Annotated in this window: 26 protein-coding genes, 1 riboswitch and 1 other annotated feature; of the genes, 17 read left to right on the top strand and 9 right to left on the bottom strand. The window is 36.9% G+C overall.

Annotated elements, in window-relative coordinates; all coding sequences use genetic code 11:
• Positions 1–59 precede the first annotated feature (59 nt).
• The 5 genes from IV88_RS06440 to IV88_RS06420 form a co-directional block, all read right to left on the bottom strand.
• Positions 60–1,112, bottom strand: coding sequence for a DUF4767 domain-containing protein (locus IV88_RS06440; RefSeq protein ID WP_057799920.1), 1,053 nt, complete (start codon positions 1,110–1,112; stop codon positions 60–62).
• Between the two features lie 37 nt (positions 1,113–1,149).
• Positions 1,150–2,226 (bottom strand): polysaccharide biosynthesis protein, encoded by a 1,077-nt coding sequence (locus IV88_RS06435; RefSeq protein WP_057799918.1) that lies wholly within the window; start codon positions 2,224–2,226, stop codon positions 1,150–1,152.
• 45 nt (positions 2,227–2,271) lie between these two features.
• Entirely contained in the window at positions 2,272–3,099 is an 828-nt protein-coding gene (locus tag IV88_RS06430) for a hypothetical protein (RefSeq protein ID WP_057799916.1), read from the bottom strand.
• A 15-nt stretch (positions 3,100–3,114) separates the two neighbouring features.
• Entirely contained in the window at positions 3,115–3,540 is a 426-nt protein-coding gene (locus tag IV88_RS06425; protein WP_057799914.1) for a hypothetical protein, read from the bottom strand.
• Positions 3,541–3,604: 64 nt separating this feature from the next.
• Complete coding sequence (locus tag IV88_RS06420) at positions 3,605–4,075, bottom strand: hypothetical protein (RefSeq protein ID WP_057799912.1); 471 nt, start codon at positions 4,073–4,075, stop codon at positions 3,605–3,607.
• A gap of 156 nt (positions 4,076–4,231) precedes the next feature.
• Here IV88_RS06420 and IV88_RS06415 point away from each other — a divergent pair, with 156 nt between their 5' ends.
• Positions 4,232–4,600: a helix-turn-helix domain-containing protein gene (locus IV88_RS06415; protein ID WP_057799910.1), complete on the top strand. Its 369-nt coding sequence runs from the start codon at positions 4,232–4,234 to the stop codon at positions 4,598–4,600.
• Between the two features lie 74 nt (positions 4,601–4,674).
• Here the strand turns inward: IV88_RS06415 and asnA are convergent, their stop codons facing one another.
• Positions 4,675–5,682 (bottom strand): aspartate--ammonia ligase, encoded by a 1,008-nt coding sequence (gene asnA, locus IV88_RS06410; RefSeq protein ID WP_057799908.1) that lies wholly within the window; start codon positions 5,680–5,682, stop codon positions 4,675–4,677.
• Positions 5,683–5,742: 60 nt separating this feature from the next.
• Positions 5,743–5,991, bottom strand: a binding site (T-box leader).
• Positions 5,992–6,183: 192 nt separating this feature from the next.
• On the opposite strand from asnA, the gene IV88_RS06405 reads away from it, so the two are divergent.
• Positions 6,184–8,718, top strand: coding sequence for a M1 family metallopeptidase (locus IV88_RS06405; RefSeq protein WP_057799906.1), 2,535 nt, complete (start codon positions 6,184–6,186; stop codon positions 8,716–8,718).
• A 53-nt stretch (positions 8,719–8,771) separates the two neighbouring features.
• Here the strand turns inward: IV88_RS06405 and IV88_RS06400 are convergent, their stop codons facing one another.
• Positions 8,772–10,178 carry a C69 family dipeptidase gene (locus IV88_RS06400; protein ID WP_057799904.1) on the bottom strand — a complete coding sequence of 469 codons (1,407 nt, stop codon included), beginning with the start codon at positions 10,176–10,178 and terminating at the stop codon, positions 8,772–8,774.
• Between the two features lie 168 nt (positions 10,179–10,346).
• Here IV88_RS06400 and IV88_RS06395 point away from each other — a divergent pair, with 168 nt between their 5' ends.
• Together IV88_RS06395 and recQ are read left to right on the top strand one after the other, a co-directional pair.
• Positions 10,347–11,132 (top strand): alpha/beta hydrolase fold domain-containing protein, encoded by a 786-nt coding sequence (locus IV88_RS06395; protein ID WP_083486859.1) that lies wholly within the window; start codon positions 10,347–10,349, stop codon positions 11,130–11,132.
• 266 nt (positions 11,133–11,398) lie between these two features.
• Positions 11,399–13,165, top strand: coding sequence for a DNA helicase RecQ (recQ, locus tag IV88_RS06390; RefSeq protein WP_057799902.1), 1,767 nt, complete (start codon positions 11,399–11,401; stop codon positions 13,163–13,165).
• 188 nt (positions 13,166–13,353) lie between these two features.
• On the opposite strand, the gene IV88_RS09360 is transcribed toward recQ, so the two are convergent.
• On the bottom strand, positions 13,354–13,503 hold the full coding sequence (locus tag IV88_RS09360) for a hypothetical protein (RefSeq protein WP_168388201.1): 150 nt from the start codon (positions 13,501–13,503) through the stop codon (positions 13,354–13,356).
• A 94-nt stretch (positions 13,504–13,597) separates the two neighbouring features.
• Positions 13,598–14,155, bottom strand: coding sequence for a folate family ECF transporter S component (locus tag IV88_RS06385; protein WP_057799900.1), 558 nt, complete (start codon positions 14,153–14,155; stop codon positions 13,598–13,600).
• 68 nt (positions 14,156–14,223) lie between these two features.
• Positions 14,224–14,322, bottom strand: a riboswitch (THF riboswitch).
• Positions 14,323–14,441: 119 nt separating this feature from the next.
• On the opposite strand from IV88_RS06385, the gene IV88_RS06380 reads away from it, so the two are divergent.
• From IV88_RS06380 to IV88_RS06320, 13 genes are all read left to right on the top strand, one after another.
• A complete protein-coding gene (locus IV88_RS06380) occupies positions 14,442–15,071 on the top strand; it encodes a TMEM175 family protein (protein WP_057799899.1) in 630 nt (209 codons plus the stop codon).
• Positions 15,072–15,074: 3 nt separating this feature from the next.
• Positions 15,075–15,965 carry an RluA family pseudouridine synthase gene (locus IV88_RS06375; protein ID WP_057799897.1) on the top strand — a complete coding sequence of 297 codons (891 nt, stop codon included), beginning with the start codon at positions 15,075–15,077 and terminating at the stop codon, positions 15,963–15,965.
• Between the two features lie 58 nt (positions 15,966–16,023).
• Positions 16,024–16,608 (top strand): GNAT family N-acetyltransferase, encoded by a 585-nt coding sequence (locus IV88_RS06370; RefSeq protein WP_057799895.1) that lies wholly within the window; start codon positions 16,024–16,026, stop codon positions 16,606–16,608.
• Positions 16,609–16,620: 12 nt separating this feature from the next.
• On the top strand, positions 16,621–17,043 hold the full coding sequence (locus IV88_RS06365) for a hypothetical protein (RefSeq protein ID WP_057799894.1): 423 nt from the start codon (positions 16,621–16,623) through the stop codon (positions 17,041–17,043).
• A gap of 121 nt (positions 17,044–17,164) precedes the next feature.
• Positions 17,165–17,743, top strand: a complete 579-nt coding sequence (locus IV88_RS06360) for a hypothetical protein (RefSeq protein ID WP_057799891.1) — start codon at positions 17,165–17,167, stop codon at positions 17,741–17,743.
• 90 nt (positions 17,744–17,833) lie between these two features.
• Complete coding sequence (rny, locus tag IV88_RS06355) at positions 17,834–19,393, top strand: ribonuclease Y (protein WP_057799889.1); 1,560 nt, start codon at positions 17,834–17,836, stop codon at positions 19,391–19,393.
• Positions 19,390–20,049, top strand: coding sequence for an HD domain-containing protein (locus tag IV88_RS06350; protein ID WP_057799887.1), 660 nt, complete (start codon positions 19,390–19,392; stop codon positions 20,047–20,049). The genes rny and IV88_RS06350 overlap by 4 nt, the downstream gene beginning before the upstream one ends.
• Positions 20,050–20,070: 21 nt before the next feature.
• Positions 20,071–20,730 carry a phosphatase PAP2 family protein gene (locus IV88_RS06345; protein ID WP_057799885.1) on the top strand — a complete coding sequence of 220 codons (660 nt, stop codon included), beginning with the start codon at positions 20,071–20,073 and terminating at the stop codon, positions 20,728–20,730.
• Positions 20,731–20,864: 134 nt separating this feature from the next.
• Positions 20,865–21,764: a cation diffusion facilitator family transporter gene (locus tag IV88_RS06340; protein ID WP_057799884.1), complete on the top strand. Its 900-nt coding sequence runs from the start codon at positions 20,865–20,867 to the stop codon at positions 21,762–21,764.
• Between the two features lie 16 nt (positions 21,765–21,780).
• On the top strand, positions 21,781–22,452 hold the full coding sequence (locus IV88_RS06335) for a metal-dependent transcriptional regulator (protein ID WP_057799882.1): 672 nt from the start codon (positions 21,781–21,783) through the stop codon (positions 22,450–22,452).
• Between the two features lie 162 nt (positions 22,453–22,614).
• Complete coding sequence (locus tag IV88_RS06330) at positions 22,615–22,815, top strand: cold-shock protein (protein WP_057799880.1); 201 nt, start codon at positions 22,615–22,617, stop codon at positions 22,813–22,815.
• Between the two features lie 152 nt (positions 22,816–22,967).
• Positions 22,968–23,711, top strand: a complete 744-nt coding sequence (locus IV88_RS06325; protein ID WP_057799878.1) for a threonine/serine exporter family protein — start codon at positions 22,968–22,970, stop codon at positions 23,709–23,711.
• Between the two features lie 16 nt (positions 23,712–23,727).
• A complete protein-coding gene (locus IV88_RS06320; protein ID WP_057799876.1) occupies positions 23,728–24,180 on the top strand; it encodes a threonine/serine exporter family protein in 453 nt (150 codons plus the stop codon).
• Positions 24,181–24,298: the final 118 nt, after the last annotated feature.

Below are 24,298 nucleotides of genomic sequence, written 5' to 3'. Positions count from 1 at the left end.
CTGTCAACCACAAAGGGATTATCGCACTCTGCGTAGTAGCAAGGTAATGCTTTTTTAATTTATTTTGCGGACGAAGCATCGTGATCCATTTGAATCATACGATTGCTTAAGACATCGGCTTGATATCCATTTGGTGATTTGAAGTTCCAGCCATTGGTCTGGTTGCCGTACGTGAATTTCCAACCTTTGTCGCCATGTTGCTTGATCAATTCTTGAAAAGCTTCTGATTGGGTAGTTATTTTGCCATGAGAATCATTACTTGATGATTCCTTATGGGAAGTATCAGGAGTATCATCCATTTGTTCTTTGATTGTTCCATCAGAATACACATGGTATCCAGATTTTCCATCTTGACTCATTATCGTAAAATAGACATCTTTCCACGGTACCATTCCAGCATTGCCGTGTTGAGCTACCCATACCTCATCCCCCTTTTTTTCTTTAATATATGCGATAGCCTGTTTAGCAGAACGAATGAAATATTTTTGTTTGTCATCTGAATTTTCGGCAGTGTCAGAATCGTTTTTCTTTGTATCATCTGAATAGGAGTTTAAACCAGAGATTTTTGAAAAACCACTAATCAAATCTTTATTCTTAGTTTGTAAAAAGTGGCGTCCTTCTACGGGTTGGTTTTGATTGATATAGTAAATAACAGATTTACCATCTTGTATTCCAAATAAGTAAATATAGTAACTAGTTGTCATTCTACGGTCTAGGTGCTCATAGACTGCAACAACTTCTAAGTCTTTATTTCCAGTTCCATTAGGCGACCACTCAGAACTTAATTTCTTTTCGTCAAAAAAATTATCATTGCGGGATAAATCCTTTGGATAGTGAAACCCGACGCTGCTAGAATTATTATTCATATCGCGTTTGATGTAGTCCTGTCCCATTTCTGAACCCCAGGTTTTCATAAATGAATCAAGTTGAGAATCTTTGTCGCTATTCCAGACGGGTTTTTTAGAATTTGAGCTCGTACTATTGCTAGATGATTTTGATACAGTTTTAGTACTGATAGTATTAGCTGTCGATTGGGATGCCTTTTGAGAATGACAGGCTGTTAATGTTAGTAGGGCAAGTGGGGCTATAAATAGAAAGACTGTTTTTTTCATTTTGATTCTCCGTTTTAGTTAATATTGGTTTTATTTATTAACGATTATGATAATAGTTGATATCGTCCTGTATATCTTGGGCTTTGTCCGCTGTTCGTTTGGCTTCTTTTGCAGCTTGTTCGGAAGCTTTAAGCATTTTATTAGAATTTGCAGCTGTTTGTTCAGCACTTTTACGAGTTAATTCGCTTTCTTTAGCAGCTTTTTCACTTGCTAGACGACCCATTTTAGTTTCTTCTAGACTTCTTTCATTAGCTCTTTGACTTAATTGAGCTGCAAGGGTTTGTTGCTTGGACTCAATTTCAACATTGTTTCTGTGTATATCTGATTTTAGAACGCTAACGGCACCGGGCCAGTCACTCGCTTCTCCATCTTCAAGAATTTGAATCAATCTTTGTAGATATTGCCTAGATTGGTAATGCTGGGGAATATATTGTGCCATAAATGAAAGGTGATTATCTAAGTCAGCATTCAACTCTGAAATTTCAGTGCTTAATAAATCAAAGTTAGAATCGTGTGCTGATGGTAATAATGAGTTACTTTGACTGCGTAACTCATTTTCCTTATTTTGGTAATTTATATTATCTTGTTTCCGTTTAGAGTTGAAATACATATCAGTATTTTTTATTTCAGTTTTAATTTTTTTTGCTTTGTTTTGCCTGAAAGCATTTAAGATTAAAACAATTATTAGAGCTATGAATGATGAGAATCTTCCATCCCACGCCCAAACATATAATATAGGATGAGCTGTCTGAGCATTCGGTCCGGCAATCATCGGTTGAATAACGCCACCACCAATAACTATTAATACAGCAGTAATCAGTACGAATATAGCAACATATTTGATTACTGTAAGTAGCATATTATTTGTATGCTTTAACTTTTTTTCAAGAATTTGTCTCTTATCAGTATTTTCGTGGAAGTCATTTATGATCCGTTTTGAGTTTTCTTGCTTAATACTCTGGTAGCTCTCAGAGTTTTGAAAATAGTTCTCGGCATAATCCTTTTGTTCCTGTTGCTTTGCTTGTAAAGAAGCATTTAAATCATAAGCTTCTAGTCCATTTTTAAGGATATTGATGAGTTCTGATTTATCTTGAATAGTTTCTAAACTAGTCATTTTTTATCTCCTAACTATTTTAGTATTGATATATATGGTTAATTTCTATTTGAGAGTCAAAGTTGGCATTTTTTTACTTTGTTCCATTCTTAAATATAAGTACATATTGCCTCCGCTCATCTCAGAGTCAGCGTATTCAAATCCTAGATAAGCAATATTGTCCTTTTTTAGAAGAGGAGCAGTCTTAGTAAGGTTAATGTCAGTTGTTGTAAACTGCGCTGTATGACTGTCACTCAAAGACCAGTTCGTAGATGGAACAGTTAGTTTTAATTTGGATCGGTCGTCAGATGTATCTCTTCCAAAAACAATTTTTTTGAAGGGAGCCGCGGTGTATGTATATCCATCGACTTTTTTCTCTTGTTCTGAATCAGTTTTATACTCTTTGGATTCCTCATCATCAGAATTTATGTCCATTTTAAGGTGCTCGACTGCAGAATCTTTGGTATCGTTCCATAAATTCTTTTCATAGTCTTTTGCAGCAGCAATGTTGCTATTATCAGTTTCAGGAGCCATGTCATCTAAGGTTTCAATTGCATCACCAGTTCTACCGGCTGTTGTACTAATATCGTCATTAGCGGTATACATCCGACCAGTACCATTTTGCGTTTCCAATACACCTGTGACTTCGCCACTTTTTCGAGCTAAGTACCAGGTTAAGTGTTGTTTAGAATTGACCAGATCTTGAAGACTATAGGAATCCTTCGTCAGGGTATCGGTTTCGGCAGTAATACTTTTCTTAACTTCTTTTGGCTTAGCCACTACCTTGCTACTTGATGTACTGCTTTTCTGACTAGTTTTATTTGGATGTGAACATGCGGAAAGGGCAGTTAGTAGAATTAAAACTGTTGGTAAAATTAAAATGTTTTTTTTCATGATTGTAGGGCTCCTTTATTTTTTCTGAACCAAATATTCATCTGTTCCAACTAAATCGCTATATTGATATACCTTAGATCCATCTACGGTTGTACTTTTTTTAAAATCAATTGGAAAAGAACCAAACGCACCTGCAATCACACTCACTTCAATCTTCGAATTCTTAAGTTCTTTCCAGGTAAAACTTTTGCTGTCGGTGCCATCGGATGACTTTTCAGTGATGGTTTTATCTTTATTAAATGTAAAAGTGTCTGTGACATCTTTCCAATCGTCCTTGCTAGTTGGTTTGGAATCTAATATGTAAAAAGTGTGGCCTACAACTGGTCGAAGTGGATTGGTAAAATAGCTCCATCCCCAAAAAATAATTAAAACTCCAACGATTGCCATAAGTATAAATTTGTATTTATTTAGTATGTTGCCTACTTTGTTTTGTGAATTCATTCAGATTACCCCTTTACATAAATTCATTTAAAATAAAAAAGAGCCATTAGCTCTCATTATTAACTTAGTTATTAGCGTCCATATAGTGTTTTTCAACAATACCAGAAACGTGTTCCACAAATGTAGACACATGGTTTGCTTCATAAAACGGAAATTCCAATTGTTTAGAATTGCCCATGTTTTCATATTCAAAAATTGTCTGAATCCCGCTACCCACGATAAAGACTCCCAGAATCATAGCAATCAAAGCAGCAAAAGCAGATGATGAAAGCATACTAAACCCAATGATTACAATGATTGCTCCAATAATCATACGTGGTAGTTTGTATTTTGTACTTGAAGAAATGTTGCTAATCGTACTAATAGGAGTTTTATTGGATCTTTTTCCAGCTGGAATTAAATTGAATAAAATTGTATTAGGGATATTCATACGTAAGAAGTTGTCATCAACGGATACCTTTCCTTTAACCCAGGGTGTTAAAAGTGCAGTGGCAAATTCTTCCTCATTTTGCGAGTGGTTCTCTAATTCTGACATAAATAATGTCCTCCTAAAATATAATAATATAAATTAAATCGAATATATTATACCGTACCTATTACTATTTGCACAATGATTTCTGTTAATATAAAACGTTATTTTTAGCTTACAAAACCGGTATCGTCTAAGTAGACAGATATGTGGGGTGTTTCGATGGGCAATAATAGTAATATTGGATCACGAATTAAACTAATTAGAACTACCTTAGGAATGACACAGGAAGAGTTGGCTGAGTTGAGTGGACTATCTGTAAATTACTTATCAAGAATTGAAAGAACGAATAATCAAAATATAACAATTCAAAAATTGGTTAGCATTGCTGATTCATTGGGAGTATCAATCATGGATCTGATTGGTAATGATTCTGATGTTAACAACAGACCTGAGTATTTGAAGGTTTTGATAAAACAACTCAATAAATTAGATAATGAAGATGCTGAACAACTAAGTCATTCGTTTTTAAAGATTGTAGAACTTTTTGAAAAGAATAAAGATAACAATCAACAATGGTTTAAGTTTTAGATGTTAGTTAAATTGAAAAGACCCACAAAGTTAGTTTTCGAATACTAACTTTGTGGGTCTTTTAATGTAGTGTTTTATAAAATTTGAATTCCAGCATCTGAACATCTTTCAATCATTTCGTCAGGCCATAGACTAGCTTGTACTTCACCAACGTGGGCTTTACCAAGTAGTAACATACATAAACGAGATTGACCGATACCACCACCGATTGTAAATGGAAGTTCATCTTTCATGATTGCTTGATGGAATGGATATTTCAAACGATCTTCAGCATCAGCAATTTTTAATTGACGTGCCATTGCATCAGCATCCACTCGGATTCCCATACTTGAAACTTCAAGGGAACGTTGTAGGGGTTCATACCAGAATAAGATATCACCGTTTAATTCCCAGTCGTCATAGTCAGGTGCGCGTCCGTCATGACGTTTGCCACTCTTAAGCGGTCCTCCAATCTTCATTAGGAAGACACAGCCAAGTTCTTTACAGATGGCATCTTCACGAGCTTGACGATCTAAATCAGGGTAACGGTCTTCAAGTTCTTGGGTTGTGACGAAATGGATTTCATCTGGTAAATGGTAGACAGCTTGTGGATATTTATACCAAACTTCGTGTTCCATATGTTTCATAACTTTGAAAATCTGACGAACAGTTTTCTTCAAAGTTTCTTCAGTACGTTCTTCTTTAGTGATAACTTTTTCCCAGTCCCATTGGTCAACGTAAATGGAGTGAATGTTGTCTAAGTCTTCATCTTTACGAATAGCATTCATGTTAGTGTATAGGCCAGTATGAACATCGAAACCAAAACGGCGGAGTGCCCAGCGTTTCCACTTAGCCAGTGAGTGGACAATTTCAATCGTTTCGTCAGGAATTTCTTGCATGGTAAATGAAACCGGAGTTTCAACACCGTTCAAGTTATCGTTTAAACCAGTTGATTTCTTAACAAACATTGGTGCTGATAAACGTGATAAATTCATTTGCTTGCCAAATTCGTCTTGGAAGGTTTCACGAATATAGCGAATAGCTTCCTGTGTTTCACGAACAGATAGTTTTGGATCATAATCCTTTGGAATAATTAATTGCATGAGCGTTCTCCTTTATTTTAGGGAACAAAAAAAGTTTTCCGTTCCCATTGATTTATATAATCAAGGGACGAAAAACTTCGCGGTACCACCCAAGTTGCCTATCTAAAATAGACCTTCTCATAAGAGTACTAACATACTCTTCCGTGGATAACGTTCCGGATCACGTCTAATCCTACTTTAATCTTACCGACTAGTTCAGATTGAAACTAAGAAAGTGTTTTTCGGGTTTAACAGGGTCTAACGGGTTCTCACTAGTTCCGTCTCACTAAAAGAATGTTAAAAGGTACTCGTCTCTCTTTTTGTTTTTTAATGTTTTAAGTTTATGTCTAAAAACTTATCATATACTTTTGGCCTTGTAAAGGGCTTTTAGCAAAAAAGTTAAAAAGTAATTAGAAAATGTGACTCTAAAAACCAATTATTTCGGGCTTTTCAGCGGTTAAAACTTTCCTTCATTTTTATTAATAGAGTATAATAAAATTATTAAATTAATTGGAGGATACTATGGCTGAATTTAAACGTTTCTACACATTGTTCCAACCAGAACATTACAATATCTATTTAGATATTAATCGTGCTACTAAAGAGATCAGTGGTAAAACAACAATTGAAGGGGAAGCAACTGAAAAATCAATTTTAGTTCATCAAAAGGGGCTTAAAATTGAATCTGTTGAGGTTGCTGATCAAGCTGTCCCATTTGAAATTGATAATAATATCGATGCAATCAAAATTGAATTGCCACAAGCAGGTTTAACTGCATTAACAATTAAATATACCGCACCTTTAACTGACACAATGATGGGAATCTATCCATCATATTACGAAGTTAACGGTGAGAAGAAACAAATTATTGGTACTCAATTTGAAACAAACTTTGCTCGTCAGGCTTTTCCATCTATTGATGAACCTGAAGCTAAAGCAAAATTTGATATTGCGCTTAAATTTGATGAACAACCTGGTGAAACAGTTTTAAGTAACATGCCAGAAGTTCGTGAAGAAAATGGTGTTCATTACTTTGATACAACCGTTCGTATGTCAACTTACTTAGTAGCCTTTGCTTTCGGCGATTTACAAAGCAAACAAACAACAACTAAGAGTGGCGTAAAAGTTGGAGTTTTCGGTACTAAAGCACATAAGGCTAGTGAATTAGACTTTGCTTTGGATATTGCTAAACGTTCAATCGAATTCTATGAAGACTTCTACGAAACACCATATCCATTGCCACATTCATGGCAACTTGCATTACCAGATTTTTCAGCTGGTGCTATGGAAAACTGGGGTCTTGTAACTTATCGTGAAGCATACTTACTTCTTGACCCAGAAAACACTTCACTTGAAGTTAAACAACGGGTTGCAACTGTCATTGCTCATGAATTAGCTCATCAATGGTTCGGTGACTTGGTAACTATGAAGTGGTGGGATGATCTATGGTTAAACGAAAGTTTTGCTAACATGATGGAATACGTTTCTATCAATGCAATCGAACCAGATTGGAACATTTGGGAAGTCTTCCAAACAACTGAAGCACCAATGGCTTTACAACGTGATGCCACTGATGGTGTTCAATCTGTTCATGTTCAAGTTAATAACCCAGCTGAAATTGACGCATTATTTGACGGTGCGATTGTATATGCTAAGGGTGCTCGTATGTTAGTTATGGCTCGTGCTTTAATTGGTGACGATGCTTTACGTGCAGGTCTTAAGAATTACTTTGCAGCGCATCATTACGACAATGCAATGGGTGCGGACCTATGGAAAGCACTCGGGGATGCTTCAGGTATTGATGTTGGTGCGGTAATGAATTCGTGGTTGGAACAACCAGGATATCCTGTGGTTACTGCTGGTGTCGTAGATGGACAATTAACATTAAACCAAGACCAATTCTTTATTGGAGAAGGTAAGGAAGCAGGCCGTCAATGGCAGATTCCTTTGAAGAGTAACTATAGTGTTGCTCCTCAAATCTTTAAAGATAAGGGAATTACGCTTGGTGACTATGCTAAATTACGTAAAGAAAATGATGCACCATTCCGCTTGAATGTTGGTAACGAATCACATTTCATAGTTAAGTATGACGAAACATTATTGAATGATATTTTAGACCATGTTGATGAATTGGACCCAATTGCACAGTTACAATTACTTCAAGACTTAAGATTGCTTGCTGAAGGTCGTCAAATTTCATATGCTGAAGTAGTGCCATTGTTGAGTCGTTTTGCTGACAGCCATTCCAATATTGTTAATGATGCTTTATACAGTGTTGCTAATAATTTGAAGAAGTTTGTTAAGTCAGGTACTGACAGTGAGACTAATTTACGTCAATTATTTGATAAATTAAGTCAAAAATCATTTGCTCGACTAGGATGGACTGCAAATCCGGATGAAAGCAATGATGACCAATTAACTCGTCCATATGTTTTGAACGCTGCTCTTTATGCTAAGAATGCTAAAGTGATTGAAACAGCACATGACTTATTCATGGAAAACGCTACGAAGTTATCTGACCTAGCAGCTGACATTCGTGTTTTCGTCATTATGAACGAAGTTAAAAACTTTGGCAGTAAAGAATTATTTGCACACTTAATAGAAACTTCTCGTCAGACTTCTGATCCAAGCTTCAAAGAAGATATTCGTGCTGCTCTAACAAGTACAACTGATTCAGAGTTGATTGCAGAATTAATCACTAAGTTTGAAGATGTTCAAACAATCAAACCACAAGACTTACGTGGTTGGTTCAGAGGAGTTCTTGCAAATGATGCTGGCGAACAAGCTGCATGGGATTGGATTCGTAACGACTGGCAATGGTTGGAAGAAACTGTTGGTGGCGATATGGAATTCACAACTTATATCACTGTAATCGCCGGTGTATTCAAGACTCAAGAACGTTTAGATGAATTCAAAGTATTCTTTGAACCTAAGATTAATACACCAGGTTTGACTCGTGAAATTCAAATGGATACAAAGGTTATTGAAAGTCGCGTTGCTCTAGTTGAAGCTGAAGAAAAATCAGTTAACGAAGCAATTGAAAAAGTTATTAAATAACACAAAAAAGCTCCTGCAAAATATTTGCAAGAGCTTTTTCTATTGGGAAAAAATTAATCATTCAAGTTATAACGCAATTTCATATTAGCTGATCCAAGTACTACCATTTCACCCAAAAGCTTAGTTTGACGTGTAAATGATTCTTGAGCCAATTTTTCGTTAGCATCCGTCAATAATTTAGTGATATCAGATGAACCTTCAACTGCTTTATCAGTTTCGTTTTGAATTTCACGGTATGCTGCAACGGCTTCTAATTCGAAGGTGTTACGTAGATCAACATATAAATCGTAATCAGTATCACCAAGTAGAGCGGTTGTGCAGCTTAACCAGTACATGTTGTTTAAGTCGAATGTACCTGTAGCGTCCTTATATACAGCAGGAGTATCTTCAACGTTAGCGTAGAAAGGAACAACTGTATTAAATGTGTTTGCACCATAAGCTAACCAGTGAATGCCAGCGATGCTAGCAGGCACGTTGTTACGGATTTGAAGAATGTGAACATTATGGTTCCGATTGATTCCGATTGGACGAAGTAACGTTTTGTCATCTTCACTGCCGTTACCATAAGGATCAAATTTAGTATTTTCGAAATGAGAGCTCAAAACGAATTTAACATCTTCGATGGAAATTTTGCGATTAGCATGGCAGATAAATGGTAAATCTTGTTCCATTGGATCTTGTTCAATTTCTGGTGTGAAGTATTTTTGACCAAACCAAGCACGAGGGTTGTTGTAAACCGTATCCTTAATAGATGCACTACCAAAGATATGACGTAAGTTGTAACCTTCAAAGTCGGGATTGAGACTGTTTGAGTCAATAAACTCTTTTAAGTCAGATGAGTTCATTGTGTCATCAGAGCTAAAGTCAAAATGGTCAATGTTCATACGGTTAGGAGCGACAACGTAAGCGTCGTCCGGAATACGAACAGCAGCCCAGTGGTGTCCGCCAATTGTTTCTAACCACCAAACTTCTTTTTGATCAGAAAATGCAATACCGTTGGGTTCGTAAGTACCGAACTCTTCAAGTAATGAACCCAAACGTTGAACCCCTTCACGAGCACTGTGGATATATGGCAAAACAAGTGTGACAAGATCTTCTTCACCAACGCCACCTTCAACAAATGGATCTAAACCTAATAAACGTGAATTGGTCGTAATAGTTTCAGTTGCTGACATTGCGATATTTTCGCTATTGATACCAGCAGCAGGCCAGATACCATTAGTTAAAATTGAATTAGGCATGGAAGTATAGCGTAACGGATTATCAGGCAACTTAATCTGTACCTTACTGATTACAGATTGATAATTGGTTGGTTGATCTTCTGGTTGTACAACTGTGAAACGTTGAGGATCTAAAGCCTCGTGACCATCATCGTTTCTGGAAATAATGGTTGAACCATCGATGGATGCATCTTTTCCAACTAGCACGGTAGTACATGAACCTTGAACTTTTTTAGTCATTGATAGGACACTCCTTTAAGTTAATATTATTAGTATACTCCGGACAATTTCAGATAGAAACTTTAATAATAATTCTTAAAGTTGCCTTATTGGTTGAAGCAAACTCCATACCGTTTTGTTGAAATTGATTATATAATATATGCAGAATTGATTTGGAAGGTGATTGTTGTGAAAGTTAACGAAACTAAAGATGTTTTATTTAGTTCAGAAAATGATCTCAAATTAGATATTTATGACGATGGTAGTGATGATAACAAGCGTGCTGCTATTATTGATATCCATGGTGGTGGCTGGTTCCGTGGCGATAAAGGTAAGGACGAAGATCTTGGTGAAACTTTAGCGGAGCTGGGATATTTAGTTTTAATTCCAAATTATCGCATTACACCACAGGGATATTATCCAGACCCAATTGATGACATTGCGGATGTGATTGAGTGGTTGAAGAATTCCAATTTGAAGTTTGATCGTAACCGCATTGGACTATTGGGTTCATCAGCAGGGGGCAATTTAGCCGTGGAAGCTTCAATGAGATACGGTTTGCCAGCAGCCTCGTGGTCAGGGATTTTTGATATTGAAGATTGGTTAGCTGATCATCAAGATGTTGTTGGTGAACAAAATACCGATATTAAACCTAATACACCTAGCAATAAAATTGATCAGGACGGCAAGAACGATCCATTTTATAAATGGTTTATTATGAATTATTTACAAGATGAAAGTAAGGCGTATGATGCTACGCCGGTACATCGAGTGACCGATAAGGTTGGCCCATTATTCTTAGCTAATTCATTAAATGAGTTTGTACCTAATAGTGGTGTAATGGAGTTGGAACAGAAATTAATTGATTTACAAATACCAGTCGAAACAAAGTTCTTAACTGGCGGTCGACATGCGAAGGGATACATGGATGATGTTTTACCAGCTACTCTTGCGTTCTTCGATCAGTATCTATAACGGAAGAGACCAAGATGAAAATTAATATTTCTCTTGGTCTCTTTTGTGTTTCCGAATATTAATGGCCTAAATCGGAGAAACAAGACTGATTCCTGCGCCTAGCTACGAAAACCAAACGATTCCAAGTGCGAATCATTCGGTTTCCTATGCTATGCTCAGAATCAACCCGTCTTTTTTCTCACTCAATGCGAATATCCAGATTTATTCTTCTGCGAGAAACGTGTAAAATAGAACGGAGATAATTTACGAGAGTTGTGAGGAGATTTATGAGCCCAGAGACAGTTTTAAAAGAAAAATTTGGTTATGACAGCTTTCGTGGCGGTCAGGACCAAGCTATTAAAAATATCATGGCTGGTGAGAATACATTAGCTATTATGCCAACTGGTGGCGGAAAATCATTGTGTTACCAGATTCCAGCACTACTTTTTGAAGGCATCACTTTAGTCATTTCACCACTGATTTCCTTAATGAAAGACCAAGTAGATGCACTGAATGAAAATGGAATTGCTGCAACCTTTATTAATAGTACTTTGGACTATCGAGAAATCTCTGAACGAATTAACATGGCTGCTCGCGGTGAGGTGAAGCTGGTTTATATTTCACCAGAACGCTTAGACTCTGAAGAATTTATTAGTGAACTGGGCGGTTTGAAAATTGATTTAGTAGCGGTCGATGAAGCACATTGTATTTCACAGTGGGGACATGATTTTCGACCTAGCTATTTAAATCTAAGTACCACCATTCAAAACTTTCCTTCCCATCCAACCATTGTTGCTTTAACAGCTACAGCCACGCCGCGTGTTGCGCAAGATATCATGCAGCGATTGGATATCAATAAAGACCAAGAAGTTAAAACGAATTTTGCTCGCGAGAACCTGTCATTTCAAGTGGTCAAAGATCAGAACAACGATAAATTCTTGCAAGATTACTTGAGAGCAAATAAAAATCAGTCGGGAATTATTTATGCTTCGACTCGTAAAGAAGTTGAACGGTTAACTAATATGTTGAATTATCAAAATATTCCAGCAACGATGTACCATGGTGGAATGAGTGAACAAGAACGACGTCAGAATCAAGAGGATTTTCTCTATGATCGCATTCCAGTAATGGTTGCAACTAATGCGTTTGGAATGGGCATTGATAAGAGTAACGTTCGGTTTGTTATCCATGATCAAGTACCCGGAAGTATTGAAGCATATTACCAAGAAGCTGGCCGTGCTGGCCGAGATGGTTTGCCAAGCGAAGTTATTCTTCTGTATCAACTAAAGGACGTGCGGATTCAACGTTATTTTATTGATGAGTCTGATATGGATGAAACTAATAAAAAGCGCGAGTATTTTAAATTACAACAAATGACGCAGTACGCTGATACTCAACAGTGTCTGCAACAGTTCATTTTGCGTTATTTTGGGGATGATGGTCCAGCATGTGGAAAATGTAGTAATTGTTTAGATGACCGTGAAGAACAAGACATTACAGTTGATTCACAAAAGGTTCTGTCATGTGTTAAACGAATGCATGAAAATTTCGGTAAAGTAGTCGTTGCCCAAGTATTAACCGGATCAAGAGTGCAAAGAGTTATTCAGCAACATTTTGATCAACTATCTACTTATGGATTATTAAAAGGCCAGTCGCAAAAAGATGTTACGGAATTAATTGACTATCTCACGGCGTATAAATACCTAGCAGTCACAGGTGGTCAATATCCAGTGTTACAAGTGACGGCTGAAGGTATTGAGGTTTTAATGGGGCGCAAACAGGTCTTTCGTAAAATGGCTGTTCAAGCTAAGAAGAGCTTACCAGAGGATAGTGAACTATTTGAACGTTTACGTCAGTTACGGCGAGATTTTGCGGAAAAGCAACATGTCCCACCGTTTGTTATTTTTTCTGATAAAACGTTGCACTCTATGTGTGAACAATTGCCAACAACATTAGTTCAAATGGGTGAGGTAAAGGGTGTTGGACAGAATAAATTAGATAAATATGGACAGCAATTCTTAGAGTTAATTAAAGAAGAGGCTGTAGCGGAATAAGAGTGTGAAACAAATCGGTTAGACTTTGAGCATAGCATAGGCTTTTCAATTATCTGATTTTTGGATGGGTGAAAAGATGTAGCTAGGCGCAGAAGGCTGGTTTGTGTAGCACGTTTTAGAAAAGGGTACGATAAAATAAAAAAGCTTCGACCAATTGGTCGAAGCTTTTTTCTGCTTTATAACAGTTATTATTTAGCTTTTGGTGTTTCAGCAATTGTATCAGTCTTGCCTTTAGCCCATTGTTGGATAGCAACAATACGAGCTTGACGACGACGACGTTCACGTTTACCAGAAACTTGACGTTTACGAGCAAATGAATTGTATGGTGTTGATCTCATGGTGATCCTCCTCAGAAAAATAATCTTTCTCCATTTTATGATGAATGAAGCATAAATGCAAATGAAATTTTGTAATTTGCACAGATTTCAGATGTTATTCAGCTGAGTGACGGCTTTTTTCCATACGCTCAGTAATTTTAAGCGCCAGTTTACCAAAGAATCTAATCAAGATAACTTGAATGGGTAACTGAACTAGGTTACTGATAATTCGGACCGAATTATAGTACTTAGCAGCTGCTGCACCAAAGTAAATCGATTGCCAGATGAAGTTTAATCCCATCGTTACAATTAACATGATTAAAATTCTAACGACAATAATGCGCCACCAATCAAATTTGCCACGGTATAAAAATGTGGCAGTAATCAGATTACCAACAATTGCGCTGATTGCCCAAACCGGTAAGTAGGGGCCAATTGGATTTGACCAGTAGCCAACAGTATCTGCTACCACTCCAAAAACGATTGCAGCCCACGGACCAAATAAGGCCGACACAATTGCTGCTGGAATATACTCAAAACTGACTAAGGTAAATTGAGCTGTAATGTGAATCGTAGTAAAACGAGCAAGTACTACATCCACAGCAACCAATAAAGCCATAATTGTCAGGTTTCGAGCAGAAAAGATATTCTCTAAACTAAAGAATTTTTTCATGCTAAATCCCTCCATTCTTTTGGTTGCCGCATAGCGAGTAGGAAAAAGCATGAAAAATATTCCTAGTCAACGGCGAGATGCGGAGATAACACCGCTGGGCGAAACCATTCGTCAATCAAGCAACTCTCCGTCTTGATTGCACTTGACGCGTTATCTCCTACTCCATTGATAGAGCGTCTCTCATTATAACTTAATTTTTATATAATTTAAAGAATTTTTGATTCAAACTACTAACAATTAATTACTGATAGTGTAGTAAAATGATATCAGTAGAGGTGATGCGGTTATGCGAATCGATCGGTTGGAGGCCTTTAGTGATGGGGTCTATGCAATTTTAATCACTATTTTAGTCTTGGAGTTTAGCGTACCGGAATATCAGGTTGGTCATTTAATGGAACGAGTATTGACTCAGTGGCCAATTATGTTTGCGTATGTTATTTCATTTGTTTACGTTGGCGCTATTTGGCTATTCCATCATGACTTCTTTCAAACGTTAAAGTACACGTCAATGGAATTGAATGTCATTAACTTAGTGGTACTTTTTAGTGTCACATTGATTGATTACCCAACTGCTTTGGTTGCCCAAGCGCTTATGGAACGTAATGTGAAAGACATGCGATTTTCATTCATATACTATGAGTTAATTGCGATGTTTATCTCGGTCACGTTTGCAGTTCTGTATTCGTACGTTCGCAAACATCCAGAGTTAACGCATCGCAATGATCATCAACAAAAGATTTATGCGGATATTAAAATGGACCCTTTAATTAGTGTTTCAATCTATGGTGTTGCGGTAATCATTACCATTTTCTCACCATGGTGGGGTCTATTAGTTTTAGTCCTTGGTATTATTTATCACTTTATTGCCTACATCCGGCTAGGCTCAAGAATGCAAAAGACAATTCGATTGGAGTAAGGAATGCAAGCAAGATTTGAAAATAAATTAGAAGAAGTAGTTAATTTAAAAAGAGTTTTAAGAGATAACGGATTTGGTCAGCGTTTGATGACGCGCTTGGAATATGAAGGACGAGTATTAGATGAAAATGGTCGTAATCTCGGTTTTTCAGATAAGATGATGCCATATGAACCATTTTTTGTAGAATTTCCTAACGAACTAGCTGATCCACATGTGGCTATCAGTTCTGAACCTGTCGAAATTCTGTTTGAAAATGAGAACTGGTTGGCTGTTGATAAGCCAGCAGGTGTTACATCAGTTCCGGGTCCTCATAATAGTACTGACACAATGGTTAATCGGATTAAGGGACTTTGGACGATGAGCGGAGCAGAAAACTTAGTTCCTCATTTAATCACTAGATTAGACCGAGATACGAGTGGTGTCATGCTCGTGGCTAAAAATCAATTAGCAAATAGCTTAATCAGTGACCAAGTTAAAAGTCACCAAATGCATAAACATTATATTGCGGTAGTTAGTGGCGTTATGACGGAAGATGAAGGTAAAATTAATCAACCAATTGGCCGTTCTGATGATGGTATTCACCGTGAGGTTCGTGAAGATGGTCAGACTGCTAAAACGAAATTTAAAGTAATTGAACGACTAAACAACGCTACGGTTGTTGATGTGGAATTAATCACAGGACGTACGCATCAAATTAGAGTTCATTTTCATAGTTTAGGATTTCCATTAATTGGTGATAAATTATACGGTGGACCCACAAGCTCAATGGTCGAACATCAAGCACTCCATGCAAGTTCGCTGGAATTTACTGATCCATTTGATGGACAAGAAATTAAAGTGGAGTCTCCATTACCTAGTGATTTAGAAGCATTAATTAATAGCTTAAAACAGTAATTTTGACATAGTACTAATCTTCCGATAACCTATAGAAAGATTAATGAGGAGGATTTTTGTGATAACTATTAGAGAAGCAAATAAAGATGATGCTGGACAGATAGCACCGTTAATAAATATTATTTATGATGAGATGGAATTAGAGGAACTAGACGACGTTCCCGACCCTCTGTGGCTGAAGGTCCTACGTCAAGCGTATTCAACGGACGAATACTTGAATACCATGGCTAGGACCGTTGTTGCTGAAGATGATCAAACTCACCGCGTAGTTGGAGTTGCATTTGGCTATTCGGATGAATATGAACAATCTTTAGATGATATTTTGGATCAATATGCAAAACAGTCCAATGTTTTTGATGGAGATCCGCTTGATCCTGATTTAGAGGCATACACTGATGAATGGTACTTAGATTCCATTGCAGTCGACCCTAACTATCAAGGTCAAGGAATTGGCGGTAAATTGCTCAAAGCTTTACCTAAGTTTGTTAGACACGATGGTGAAACAACAATCGGACTTAACGTAGATTTTGAAAATCCCGCAGCTAAAAAGTTGTATGACCGTGATCATTTCATTACGGTGGGAATTCGACAAATTGGCGATCATTTGTACTTCCATATGCAAAAGGAAGTTCAAGTCGCATAACGGAGAAGAATTATGACAGAGAATAATAATGAGGAATATGATGATGTTGAAATCACATTAGGTGATGAATCATTTAACTCGATGCTTTTACAACTGAACCATGGTATTAATGCTGAGAATGCTTCTGAATACAACTTTATGAGCAACAAAACTCAAGAAGTTGGAGAAAATGTTTGGGCCGTTCCTGCTTATATGAGCGATGACTATTCAATTTTTTTCCTATATACAGCTATTGATACTGGTGACTGGGTTGTTGCCTTCTCAGAAGCTGAAATGGGTGCAGAACAATTTCAACTTGGTACACCTATGACAACTGGTCAAGGTTTGAATGCCTTATTTGAAAAAGATCCTGACCGTGCCAAGATGGTGATGAGTTTTGTGAATGATATGGCTAAAGCGGGCGAGGGTGTTTGGCGCATGGTAGATGAAGGTTAGTAATTTTAACTTTGCAATCACATTACAGAAATACCCCAATTTGTAATTTTAGCGATAATTAACTGAAATATTGCTCCCATATACTGATGGTACTAAATCAGATATGGGAGTTTTTAATTTTATGAAGATCAAAGTTGCAGCAATGACATTTTTAGCAGTAGTTACATTCGGCACAAGTACAATTACAGGCGTTAGCGAAGCGGTAGTTAGTGCAAACGCAGTTAAAACTGTTAAACCAACTAAAAAGGTTACTAAAGCTAAAAAGGTAGTTAAGAAAGCTCCTAAAAAAGCAGTGAAGAAGACTATTAAAAAAGTTACTAAAAAGATTTCAAAAAAAGCACCTAAAAAGGTAGTTAAGAAAGCTCCTAAGAAAGCAGTAAAGAAGACTATTAAAAAAGTGGTCAAGAAAGCTAAACGTCCAGGACGTTACGAATCAAAGGCTGTTGTAAGTATGTCAGCAATGCGTTCTATGGGTGTTAAGTACTATGGTGGTAAAAAGTGGACTTATTTCAAAGGTTCACGATTTGCTGATGGATCATACAATTATGGTGGCTACGATAAGGACGGGTATTTAATTGTTGCTGCACCTCGAGCATATAAATTCGGTTCAAAAGTTAAAACACCGCTTGGCATGGGGAAAGTTCATGATCGTGGAACAGCAATTTACGGTAACCATTTTGACGTAGTTATTGCTTACTAATTCAAATTATTTCAATCACTCGAATATATTCGGGTGATTTTTTTGTATGCTATAATTATGAGTAGACTTTAGGAAAGATAGGAATATAAAATGATCACAATTATAGTCGTGTGCCTACTAGTTACACTGGCTATTGGATATTTCCTTCGATTGCATCAACATAACAAAGAGTTGTATGCGGCTCGAATTGCTGCCCAGCGTATTACTAATCATGGTAAGGCTGCGGCAGATTCTGAAGCTCAAAGTTTGGTAAAAAAACAAAAAAGAGAAACAAAAGACTATCAAGAAAATATTGAGCAAGAATTAAATGAGGATCTAGAAGATAACCAGAAGAAGGAAAATTGGCTTGAACAGCGGTCTTCCGTATTGAAACAAAAAGAAGAATTATTAAATCACCGTAATGATGCTATCCAAGAGAAGCAAAATAATTTAAAACAGCAACGGACAGAAGTTCAAGAAACGTTGCACTCAGCCGATGAATTAACTACTGATCGCCTAAATAAGTTACATGAAGTGGCTGGTTTAACTGCTGATGAGGCTAAGGATGAAGTTTTAGAGGATACTACTCAAGAGGTTAAGGAAACCTACGACGAGTATGTAAAGGATTTTGAAGTTGAACTTGAAAGTACCAGTGAAAGGGATGCTCAAAACTTAGTTGAACTTGCCATGGAACACAGTGGCGGAAAAACAGTTGTTCATGACTCTAACCGAAGTTTGATTGTCGATAACAATGAAGCATTAGGAAAAATTATTGGGAATGCAGGTCAAAATGTAAGAACGCTAGAAGCACTTACTGGAATTGACATTATTATTGATGATAAAGAAAAAGAAGTTATTTTAAATGGTTATGATCCTGTTCGACGCGAAATTGCTAATCGTGTAATCAAGAAAATTCAGAGTGAACGACGAGTAAATCCGGATATTATTGAAAAGATTGTCACTGAAACTAATATTGAACTGGATCGAGAAATTCGCCACTATGGTGAAGATGCTGTGGTGGAACTAGGAATTCGTCATATTGCTCCAGACTTAATTAAGTTTATTGGTCGAATGCAGTATCGAACAAGTTATGGTCAAAATATTCTTGAACATTCAAAAGAAACCGCACGCTTGGCAGGTATTTTTGCTGCTGAACTTGGTGAAGACCCAGTACTGGCTCGTCGTGCAGGTTTATTACATGATATTGGAAAATCAATTGACCGTGATATTGATGCAACTCACGTTGAAATTGGGGTGGAATTAGCTACTCAATATCGCGAGAGTCCAGTAGTTATTAACACTATTGCATCGCATCATGGGGATGTTGAGTCCAAATATGTAATTGCTGATTTAGTCGAAGCCGCAGATGCCATTTCAGGTGCTCGTCAGGGTGCCAGAAGTGAGTCAGCTGCTGATTACCTTCAACGTATTAGAAGTTTGGAAGGAATTGCGAATGATCAACCAGTTGTTAAAGAGAGTTATGCTATTCAGGCTGGTCGTGAATTACGTGTAATAGTTCAGCCTAATGAAACATCTGACAAGACTATTCATAGCTTAGCAACTAAAGTTAAAGATGAGATTGAGGATAAAGTTACTTATCCTGGTCAGGTTAAGGTTACAGTTGTCCGGAAACTTGAGATTGTAGAATATGCGGAGAAAAAACGAGCATGAAAGATGAAGAACAGCAACAAATCAAAAAAATTGACCAATTCGTGGCTGATAAATTAACAGGCGACAGAACGGGTCATGACTATGCTCATATTGAAAGAGTTGTTAGAATGGCTTGTCGTTTATCAGACGATCGTGACGAAAAAATTCGTAGTTTTATTGTTGAGTCTTCGAGTTTATTACACGATGTTATTGATGAGAAGTTAGTAGAAAGTCAGCAACGGGCTGAAGAAGAGGTACGCCGCTTCTTAACCTCTATTGGGGTTGACACAACGGATATTGCGCATATCTTTGATATTATTACGCATATGTCCTTTTCAAAGAACTTGAGTGAAGAATATACATTATCGCTAGAAGGCCAAATCGTTCAAGATGCTGATCGCTTGGATGCAATTGGGGCAATTGGAATTGCACGAACCTTTTATTATGGTGGAGCTCATGAACATATTATTTACGACCCAAAAGTTGTTCCTCGTACAAATATGACACATGACGAATATCGTGATAATAAGACGGTGATCAATCATTTTTATGAAAAACTTTTGCTTTTAGTTGAACGTATGAACACGCCGTTGGCTAAAAGAATTGCCGAAAACCGAACACAATATTTACAAGAGTTCTTAGATGAATTCAAGGCTGAATGGAATCAAGAAAAATAAATACTAGGAGAGAAAATTAAAATGCTAAACAATTCAAATGGAATTCCTAAACGTTACGTTTGGACTTCAGGAATTATCTTTGTCTTACTAATGGTCATGGTAAAGGGAAATGTTTCAATTATTCAAACACTAGATAACTTTTTAGGTTCGTTATTAGGTAATGGTCATAACGCAATCATGTCATTGATTTCAACGATTGCTGATACGAAAATAGGCTTTATCTATGCTATTATCATCGCGGTAGTTTTATGGTTTAGACAGCAACGAGTTGATTCAGTTTGGGTATTAGCAACGATGTTTGGCGGATCAGTCATTGCATTTATTGTGAAAGAAATCGTTCAACGTCATCGCCCTTATCCAGTTGTTGATACAGGATTTAGTTTTCCCAGCGGACATACATTTGAAGCATTTTTGATTCTTTCATTTATCTACCTATATTTCATTCGACCTCTTAGCTCAGCAAGTACGAAACGATTTGCTCTTTACGCTTTAGTGGTATGGCAACTATTAGTAATGTGGTCTCGTGTTTACCTTGGTGCACATTACTTATCAGATACAATTGGTGCTTTGACACTCGCAGTAGTTTGGCTTTGGGTAGCAATGTGGCTCTATAAACGTCTCTACGAGATGGTAGCTAACATTGTTAATCCAGCAGTCGGTAAACATCAAAAACGTCATTAATATTAGTAACGACCTTATCCAGCAATGGATAAGGTCGTTTTCCGTTTTAGTGAAACAAAAATGTTATGTTAACCTAAATATGATTGCCTTTTTAGTCGAAACAGTGGATAATGTAATCTTGAGGGGTGTAACATATGGATAACCATAACTCACAGGTAACGGGAAAAAGATTTTTTTGTGTCACATTGCTGAATCTAGTGATTACTGTTGCTGAATTTTTGGGTGGTATATTTTCAGGTAGCTTAGCTCTATTGTCAGATGCTATTCATAATCTTGGCGACAGTGCAGCCATTGTTATGGCATACGTTGCTAATCGAATTAGTAAGCGCGGATCGAATCGTTCTAAGACCTTTGGCTATCGTCGGGCAGAAATACTTGCTTCGTTTTTAAATGCATTGTTTCTGATTTTGATATCAGTTTTCTTGATGGTTGAAGCAATTAAGAGATTCTCAAATCCGGAACCCATTAATGGTTCTTTGATGTTGATTGTGGCAGTTATCGGTTTTTTAGCAAATTTTGTTTCAGCTGGATTACTAAGTAAGGGTTCAAAAAACAATTTAAATATTAAAGCGACTTATTTACATGTTCTGAGTGATGCATTATCGTCAGTGGGTGTTATTTTTGGTGCTTTAATGATTCAATTTTTTAAGATTACATGGGTCGATCCTGTCGTAACGATGCTGGTTTCAATCTATATTATCTGGGAATCTATTCCATTGCTAAAGGATACAACCAATATCTTGATGCAAGCTGGTCCGAATTTGGATTATAAAACATTAGATTGCGACATGAGAAAAGTGGACGGTGTTGTCAATGTTCATCATATTCATGCTTGGTTAATCGATGAAAATAGAATTATGTTTTCAGCACACATTAACGTAGAAGATCGTATGTTGAGTGAAATTGAACCAATTTATCGACAATTAGAAGAATTGTTAAAAACTAAATATCATGTAGATCACGTTACGCTCCAAGCTGAAGTTACTCGTGGTAAAGAATCACCAATATTTACAAATAAAATAAAAGACGTATAGAGGACAAAATAATAATATGACACCAATGAAAGAAGACTATTTAAAAATAATTTTTGAACTAGGAGGCACCTCTAAAATGGTGTCTAATAAGCAAATCTCTCAAAGTTTAGACATTGCTGCCGGATCGGTTACCGAAATGGTATCAAAACTTGTTGAAGATGGTTTAGCAACGCATACACCATATGCTGGTATTTCATTGACTGATGAAGGAATTGAGCTAGCCGAACAATTAGTTCGAAAACATCGTTTGTGGGAAACTTTTTTAGTTGATAAACTAGACTACAAGTTGTCAGAAGTTCATGAAGATGCTGAACAATTAGAACATGTTACTAGTGATAAATTAACTAATTCACTATCTGATTTCTTGGGTAACCCCACACATTGTCCACATGGTGGAGTTATTCCGACTGCTGACGGTGTTTATCAACAGTACAGTCATATTATGTTGTCAGAGCTCGAAGACGGTGACGTGGCTGTTGTGGACCGTTTAGCGGACAATCGTGATTTGCTAACATATTTGGATCAAATCGATTTTGATTTGGGCGATAAAATTAAGGTTATCAGTCACGCACCATTTGAAGGACCAATTACTGTACAGTTATTATCTGAAAAAAATGGTGAGGAACAACGCGAAGTTAGTTTTAAGGCTTCTCATTATGTATTCGTTATACCTGAAGCAGATAAATAAATTTGTTTCACTATCTTTTTAAAAAGATCCATGCTATAATTAATTTTGTAAATTTGGTTACGTGTTTTTGGTTAGATTGTTTCATTTGAACTATCCCCAATGAACCGGATCAAGCTACAAACTAAACAAATGCCTTATAAGGCATACAGGAGGATGTTCACAATGGAACAAGGTACAGTTAAATGGTTTAACGCTGATAAAGGTTTTGGTTTTATTACTCGCGAAGATGGTAGTGACGTATTCGTTCACTTCTCAGCTATCCAAGGCGACGGCTTCAAGACTCTTGAAGAAGGCCAATCAGTTTCTTTCGATGTTGAAGAAAGCGACCGTGGACCACAAGCAGTTAACGTAAACAAAGCATAATTAAATCTTAATTATAATTTTGAAACGAAATACTTCGGTATTTCGTTTTTTTTTTACATAAAATTACTCAAGTAATCAACTTAAAATGTGAATGATTTTCTGTTTGAAATCTGTATAATTGACTTAGTTATGATGTGGAAAGGAATAATATAATGGCAAATGTTAATAAGGTTATTGATACCTGTCTTTTAGCAGGAAAAATCATGATTGAAAATGGGTCTGAAATGGCTCGTGCAGAAGATACAATGAAACGAATTGCCCAAAATTCGGGCGTTAGTAATTTAAAAATATTTGCTACGGTTACTGGGTTAATCGTATCTATTCCTGAAACGCCGAGTGCTCAAATCGAAAATATTGATCGTCGAGCAATTGATTTGGAAAAAGTTTCAGCAGTTAATACATATTCACGTCAATACGCTGAGCAAAGAATTAATTTAATTCAGTTCTATGAAAAGTTAATGACACTTGATGATGCGACGCCTTTCTTTCCCTTCTGGCTTCAGACACTGGGAGCTGCAATTGTTAGTGGACCTTTGATGGCGGTGTTCTCTGGCAATATGAAAGATTTACTAATAACGATGCTCATCGGTGGACTAGGTTTTTCTATTTTTTATTTTATTAATCGAATCTTGAATATTAAATTTATCAGTGAGTTTATTGCATCTTTAGTAATTGGATTTGTGGCAGTTTTTGCTGTTCGAGCCGGATTGGGCCATTCGATTGACGATATAATCATTGGATCAGTTATGCCACTAGTTCCAGGAGTTCCTTTGACAAACGCGGTGCGAGACGTTTTAAAAGGCCATCTGGTCAGTGGACCAGCTCGTGGTGTTGAAGCAATTTTATCAGCATGCGCGATTGGCTTTGGAATTGCTTTTGTATTTCGATTTGTTTAATGGATTGGAGAATGTGATGTTAAAAGTTCTTTTAGAGTTCCTCTTATCAGGAATTGCGACAGCGGGGTTCGGTATCATTATTAACATTCCTCATCGTGCATTATTCACGGCTGGATGCATTGGTGGTGTTTCGTGGACCATTTATTGGGGAATGCTTCAAGCACATTTAGGCTTAGCATTAAGTAGTTTAACAGCCACTACGGTAATTGGCGTATTGAGTCTAGTTGCGGCCCGGAAAAAGAAAATGCCGATGATTATTTTCAATATTCCAGGGATTGTGCCATTAGTGCCTGGTGGGCAAGCTTACCAAATGGTGCGTAATTTAGCTCTGGGTCACAATGACGCAGCTATTAGATTTATGATGCAGGTTGGAGAAATTGCAGGATCGATTGCTATTGGATTTTTGGTTGCTGAGTTAATTGATCGATTATGGTTTAAAATGAAAACAAGTTCATTTACTATATCGTGAAAATTGTAAACCTTTTGTAATTTCTCTGGTATATAGAGGATAAAAAAATCTGGTAAACTAAAGTCGTTTGTGATGGGACACGAGTCTGTTGGAGACCTAAGGTAATAAGTCAAGAGAG

The organism is Pediococcus argentinicus (genome assembly GCF_001437605.1).
Lineage (GTDB): Bacteria > Bacillota > Bacilli > Lactobacillales > Lactobacillaceae > Pediococcus > Pediococcus argentinicus.
This window is presented reverse-complemented; position numbering and strand designations above follow the sequence as displayed.